At 66.3% G+C, this 6,362-nt stretch carries 5 protein-coding genes; 2 read left to right on the top strand and 3 right to left on the bottom strand.

Features of this window, described 5'->3' with window-relative positions; all coding sequences use genetic code 11:
* Positions 1-192: 192 nt before the first annotated feature.
* Complete coding sequence (locus tag ACVOLQ_RS22145; protein WP_481529324.1) at positions 193-1,434, top strand: dipeptidase; 1,242 nt, start codon at positions 193-195, stop codon at positions 1,432-1,434.
* A 314-nt stretch (positions 1,435-1,748) separates the two neighbouring features.
* On the opposite strand, the gene ACVOLQ_RS22140 is transcribed toward ACVOLQ_RS22145, so the two are convergent.
* The 3 genes from ACVOLQ_RS22140 to ACVOLQ_RS22130 form a co-directional block, all read right to left on the bottom strand.
* Entirely contained in the window at positions 1,749-3,185 is a 1,437-nt protein-coding gene (locus ACVOLQ_RS22140) for an amino acid permease (protein ID WP_481529323.1), read from the bottom strand.
* 228 nt (positions 3,186-3,413) lie between these two features.
* Positions 3,414-4,040 (bottom strand): leucine efflux protein LeuE, encoded by a 627-nt coding sequence (gene leuE / locus ACVOLQ_RS22135; protein ID WP_313173720.1) that lies wholly within the window; start codon positions 4,038-4,040, stop codon positions 3,414-3,416.
* Positions 4,041-4,058: 18 nt separating this feature from the next.
* Entirely contained in the window at positions 4,059-4,604 is a 546-nt protein-coding gene (locus ACVOLQ_RS22130; protein ID WP_313494110.1) for a nucleoside 2-deoxyribosyltransferase domain-containing protein, read from the bottom strand.
* 120 nt (positions 4,605-4,724) lie between these two features.
* On the opposite strand from ACVOLQ_RS22130, the gene ACVOLQ_RS22125 reads away from it, so the two are divergent.
* On the top strand, positions 4,725-6,263 hold the full coding sequence (locus ACVOLQ_RS22125) for a DNA recombination protein RmuC (protein WP_481529322.1): 1,539 nt from the start codon (positions 4,725-4,727) through the stop codon (positions 6,261-6,263).
* Positions 6,264-6,362 lie beyond the last annotated feature (99 nt).

Below are 6,362 nucleotides of genomic sequence, written 5' to 3'. Positions count from 1 at the left end.
CCCTCCGCAGCGGGGGTCCCTCGGGGTTGGGCTTGGGCTTGCCTCGCCCCGGCGGGGTGGGGGGCCCCACCCTCTACCCCCCCCCCCCCCCCGCCCCCCCCCACTACAAGAGCCGGCTCCATGCCGTCCGTCACTGGCCCGCGGCTCCACTACAGCGCTAAGGTCTGGCCTTTCCCTTCTCGGTGAGGCCTCATGACGCTGCGTCCCCTGTCCCTGCTGGTATCCCTGTCGTTGTGCGTTCCGCTGGCTGCCTCGGCGGTGGAGTTCAGCCAGGCTGAGCTGAGCAAGGCCACCGCTCTGCAGCAGAAACTGCTGACCCTGGATTCGCATCTGGACACGCCGGCCAACTTCGGTCGTGCCGACTTCAACATCATGCAGCGTCACGACCACAATGCGCTGTCGCAGGTGGACTACCCGCGCATGGTCGAAGGTGCGCTGGATGGCGGCTTCTTCGCCATCTACACCGACCAGGGCGACCGCAGCCCGGCCGCGCATATCGCCGAGCGTGACCACGGCCTGCAGCGCATGCAGGAAATCCACGAGATGCTGGCCGCCAACCCGGACAAGTTCCAGCTGGCACTGAGCGCTGATGACGCGGCGCGCATCAAGGCTGCCGGCAAGCGCGTGGTCTACATCAGCATGGAGAACGGCAGCCCCTTGGTCGCCGATCCCACCTTGCTGAGCTACTACTACAAGGCCGGCCTGCGGCTGATGTCGACGGTGCATTTCGCCAACAACGAGTTCGCCGATTCGGCCACCGATCCCAAGGGCGCCGAATGGAACGGCCTGAGCCCGGCCGGCAAGGCGCTGGTCAACGAGGCAGTGAAGCTGGGCATCGTGATCGACCAGTCGCACGCCTCCGATGCGGTGTTCGACAACCTGATCGAGATGATGCCGGTGCCCTTCATCCTCTCGCACAGCTCGGCCAAGGCGGTGTTCAACCACCCGCGCAACCTGGACGACGCGCGCCTGCGCCAGCTGGCCGCCAAGGGCGGCGTGGTGCAGGCCAATGCCTACGGTGGTTACCTGGTCGACGAGACCAAGAGCGCCGAGCGCAAGCAGGCCGAAGAAGAACTGGAAAAGCGTCTGGGCGGTTGGGAAAACATGACCATGGCCAAGGGCGTGGAACTGCGCAAGGCGATGGCCGAGCTCGACCAGAAGTACCCGCGGCGCAAGGCCACGCTGGATGACTTCTTCCAGCACTTCGGCCACATGCTCGACGTTGTCGGCCCCGATCATGTCGGCATCGGCATGGATTGGGACGGCGGTGGCGGTGTGACCGGCATGGAAGACGCGGCCGACCTGCCCAAGATCACTGCCTGGATGCAGCGCCGAGGTTTGACCGATGCGCAGATTGGCAACATCTGGAGCGGCAACGTACTGCGGGTGATGCGCCAGGCGCAGGACTATGCGGCGGCACAGAAGAAGTCCTGAGCGCGCGCTGTTGGATAAGTGGAATGACAAAGCGGGCTAGGGCCCGCTTTGTTTTTATCCACAACTTGGTGGGGATAAGTGGGTTGTCCACAGGTGGCGTTGAGCTTTAGGGCTTTCGAGCTTTAAGGCAAAGGCACCCCTCCCCAACCCTCCCCTGCGCTACGCGCAAGGGAGGGGGCAGAGCTGCTCCCTCCCTTTGCCGCAGGCAAGGGGAGGGCTGGGGAGGGGTGCTCTTCAAGCAGAACCCACAAACCCCAAAAAAACAAAAAACGGGCCGAAGCCCGCTTTCTGCGTTATCCACAACAGCCTGTGGATTACTTGCTACGCCCCAACACCGCATTGCGGCGGCTGTACACGGCATAGACCAGCAAACCAAACACGTTCCAGGCCAGGAACCACAGCTGGGTGCGCATCGGCAGGCTGATGAACAGGTAGATGCAACCGGCGATCGCCAGCGGCCCGACCACCCACGCCAGCGGCGTGCGGAAGGTACGCGGACGGTTGGGTTCGCGCTTGCGCAGCACCAGCAGGCACAGGCCCACCGCGGTGAACGCAGCCAGGGTGCCGGCATTGGCCAGCGCGGCGATTTCATCCAGCCGCGCCACACCGGCCAGCGCAGCCACCAGCACGGCGGTGAACAGGGTGATGACTACCGGCGTGCCGGTGCGCTGGTTGACCTTGGACAGGCCGCGCGGCAGCAGGCCATCACGCGACATCACGAAGAAGATGCGGCTCTGGCCGTAGAAGAAGGCCAGCAGCACGGTCGGCAGGGCGATGATGGCGACGATGCCGATCACCAGCGCGGCAGTGCCGTGGCCGAGTTCGCGCATGATCAGCGCCAGCGGCTCGGCGCTCTTGCCGAACACCGTGTAGCTCATCGCACCGACCGCGGCCAAGGCCACCAGCAGGTAGATGATGGTGCAGCCAACCATCGAACCGATGATGCCGATCGAAAGGTCGCGCTTGGGGTTCTTGGTTTCCTCGGCGGCGGTGGAGATCGCATCGAAGCCGTAGAAGGCGAAGAAGATGATCGCCGCCGCCGCCATCACCCCGCGTTCCACGCCATCGGCGCTGATCGACTTGGGGAAGCCATAGGGCATGAACGGCTGCAGGTTCTCGGCGTTGAAGGCCGGCAGCGCAACCGCAACGAACACCGCTAGCGCGATCAGCTTGAACACCACCAGCACCGCATTGAGGGTGGCGCTCTCCTTGGTGCCGACCATCAGCATGCCGGCGACCAGGAAGGTAATGACGATGGCCGGCACGTTGAGGAAGCCGCCTTCCACATGCGGACCGGCAGCCAGGGCTTGCGGCAGGGCCACGTTCCAGCCGAACGAGGTGTGCAGCCACTCCAGGAAGCCGACGAAGTAGCCGGACCAACCGACTGCTACCGTACTCACCACCAGCGAGTACTCCAGGATCAGGCTCCAGCCCACCACCCAGGCGATGGTCTCGCCCAGCGCACTGTAGCTGTAGGTATAGGCGCTGCCGGCGGCCGGCATCATCGTCGACAGCTCGGCATAGGCCAGTGCCGCACAGGCGCAGATCGCACCGGCGATGATGAAGGACAGCAGCACCGCAGGGCCGGCCTTGTCCGCACCCACGCCGATCAGCGTGTAGATGCCGGTGCCGACGATGGCGCCGATGCCGAGCGCCACCAGGTGAGGCCAGCTCAGCGTTGGAACAAGCCGACGGCCTTCTTCGTGTTCGGTGAGTTGGTCGATGGGCTTGCGCCGGAGCCAGGACTGCATGCGGACCTCACGGTTCGTGGTGGTTCGGGGAAGCGGCCGAGTTTGGCTTAACGCAGTGCAGCAAAGCTAGAAAAACCCGACATCTGGCGCTCTTTTACCGCGTATAGGTGTCATCGCGCCGAATTCGGCATAAAAAATGAAAGTCAGGGCATCGCCCGCGGCGGCGACCGTCGGATGCGGACCCTGCAGGCCCGCCCCGACGCCAGCAGGCTACGCCATCCAAGTGCCTTATTCGGCGATACCCAGGCGCAGCCCGAACACCACCAGGCAGACGCCGACCGCACGCCGCAGCCACACGCCCACGCGCGGATAGCCGGCCAGGCGGCGGGCAATGAACTGCCCACCGAAGATCAGCACCGAGCACCAGCCGATGCTGAGGAGGGCGATCAGCACCGCCATCGTCGCCAGGGTCAGCGCACCGCGTTGCCGCAGCGGGTCGATGAACAGCGGAAAGAAGGCCATGTAGAACAGGATGGCTTTGGGATTGAGCACGCCCACCAACAGCGCCTGGCGGAACCAGCGCCGGCCGTGCTGCACCGGCGCAGCCTCGCCAGCGGCTGCCGTCGGTTCCCGCAGCAGGTTGATGCCGACCCAGATCAGATAGGCCGCGCCGACGTAACGCAGCCCGGCAAACAGCACTGGATGCGCCTGCAGCAGCGCGGCCACACCGGTGGCGGCAATGGCGATGAGGATCTGGTCGCCCAGCATCAGCCCGGCCAGGGTGGCGTAACCGGCACGCACGCCACCGCGCGCGGTGGCGGTGAGCAGGGTGAAGGTGCCCGGCCCGGGCAACATCAGGAACAGGATGACGGCCACCACGAAGGTGCCCAGGTCGTTGATGCCCATCCACGGCATGGCGGCTCTCCGTGGGGCTCAGTGCGCGCGCTGGTCGGCGATGCGCTGCTTCACTGCGGCGATCAACGCCTGCAGGTCATCAAAACGCGGCACGCCATAACGGTCGCCGGTGATGTCCAGGTTGCCCTTGCGCCAGTAGCCGGCCGGTGCCGCCACCAGCAACTTGCCCGAGCGTGCATACAGGCCGAATTCGAGCAGGGTGATCGGGCTCTGCGTGCCCGGGGCGAAGTACATCAGCACGATGTCGGCCTGTTCCAGCGCGGCCAGTTCCCACTCCACCTGGCGGCGGAACTCGGGCTCATCGGCCTCGGCACGCCAGGCCGGGTTCCAGTCGGCGCGGCGTGGATTGAGCATCAACACGCCTTCGTCGGCCAGCGCAGCCTGCACCTGCTGCTGCCAATCGCCGGCCTTGCCCATCTCGATGCTGCCAGCCAGGAACACCTTGGGTCGCGCGTCATTGGCGGGCAGGGCGTGGGGCGAGGTGATGGTCTGCGAGTCACTGGCCAGGGCGGCCATCGGCAGCAGGCACAACAGGCTCGACAGCAGCAGGGAGGGCAACTTCATGGTGGGGATAGGGCGGGTGGGGGTGCACATGATCGCAGATAGGCGCCGATGGCTGTTTTCGCCAGCGGTCGGCTGCTTGCAGGATCAGCTTCTGAGACAGGCAGGGCTACACTTCTCCCCATGCAAACCGAAACTCTGATCCTTGGCGGCCTGTTGGTCGTCGTCCTCGTGCTGCAGCTGCTGCTGTTGCTGCGCCGTAATGACAACACCGTGCTGGAAAACACCTTGCGCGAAGAACAGCGCAACGGCCGCGGCGAACTGCGCGAGCAGCTGGAAAGCATGGCGCGCCAGCAGGACACCCGCCTCGACGGCTTTGGCCGCAACCTCACCGACCTGTCCACCCGCACCGACCAGCGCCTGGACCAGCTGCGCGACAGCCTCAACGACGACGCCCGCAAGGGCCGCGAGGAGACCGCCAACGCCCAGCAGCTGCTGGCCCAGTTGCTGGGCACGCGGCTGCAGGACGTGCGCGGCCAGCTCGACGTGTTCGGCCAGCAGCAGGAAGCACGCATGGAAGCCTTCGCGCGCCAGCTGGCCGGCCTGCAGCAGAGCCTGGTCGAGGAAACGCGCAAGGGCCGCGAAGAAGGCGCACAGGTCCAGCTGCGCTTCGGCGAGACCCTCAACCAGAAGCTGGGCGAGCTGACCCAGCGCAACGAACAGCGCATCACCGAGATGCGCCAGACCCTGGAAGCGCGGCTGAAGGACCTGCAGGGCGACAACGCCGCCAAGCTCGAGCTGATGCGGCAGACCGTGGACGAGAAGCTGCAGAGCACGCTCAACACCCGCCTGGATTCCTCGTTCAAGCTGGTGTCCGAGCGGCTGGAGCAGGTGCAGCGCGGGCTGGGCGAGATGCAGCAGCTGGCCACCGGCGTGGGCGACCTCAAGCGCGTGTTGAGCAACGTCAAGAACCGCGGCGGCTGGGGCGAAGTGCAGCTGGACAACATCCTCGAGCAGACCCTGACCGCCGAGCAGTACGCCCGCGGGGTGAAGCTGCGCGCCGACAGCGGCGAGATGGTCGACTTCGCCGTGCGCCTGCCCGGTCGTGGCGACGGCGATACCCCGGTGTGGCTGCCGATCGATTCCAAATTCCCGCGCGAGGACTACGAGCGCCTGCTCGATGCGCAGGAAGCCGGCGACGTGGAGGCGGTACGCAACAGTGGCAACCAGCTGGAGCGGGCGATCCGCATCCAGGCCAAGTCGATCAGCGACAAGTACATCGTGCCGCCGCACAGCACCGACTTCGCGGTGATGTTCCTGCCTACCGAGGGCCTGTATGCCGAGATCATCCGCCGTGCCGGCCTGGTGGACGCACTGCAGCGCGAGCACCGCGTGGTGATTGCCGGCCCGACCACGGTCACCGCCCTGCTCAACAGCCTGCAGATGGGCTTCCGCACCCTGGCCATCGAACAGCGCTCGTCGGAGGTATGGAGCCTGCTGGGTGCGGTGAAGAGCGAGTTCGGCAAGTTTGCCGGCATCCTCGAGAAGGCCGAGAAGCAGATCAACACCGTCGGCAAGAGCCTGGGCGACGCCAGCCGCAAGACCCGCACCATTGAACGCAAGCTGCGCGGCGTGGAGTCGCTGTCCAGCGACGCCTCGCAGGCCATGCTGGGTACGGACGACGAGGGCGAGGAAGACAGCCCCGAAAGCAGCGAGAGCTGAGGTAGTGCCCGGGCCCGGGGCCGCGGGGGGCGCCGCCGGCAAGCCCCCGCCCGGCCCGCGCGGGGCCGCCAGACGGGGCGGCCCCGCCGGGGGGGGGCC

The sequence above is a fragment of the Stenotrophomonas sp. STEN031 genome (assembly GCF_056759975.1).
The sequence above is the reverse complement of the archived record's forward strand: the minus strand, read 5'-3'. Positions and strand labels throughout refer to the sequence as shown.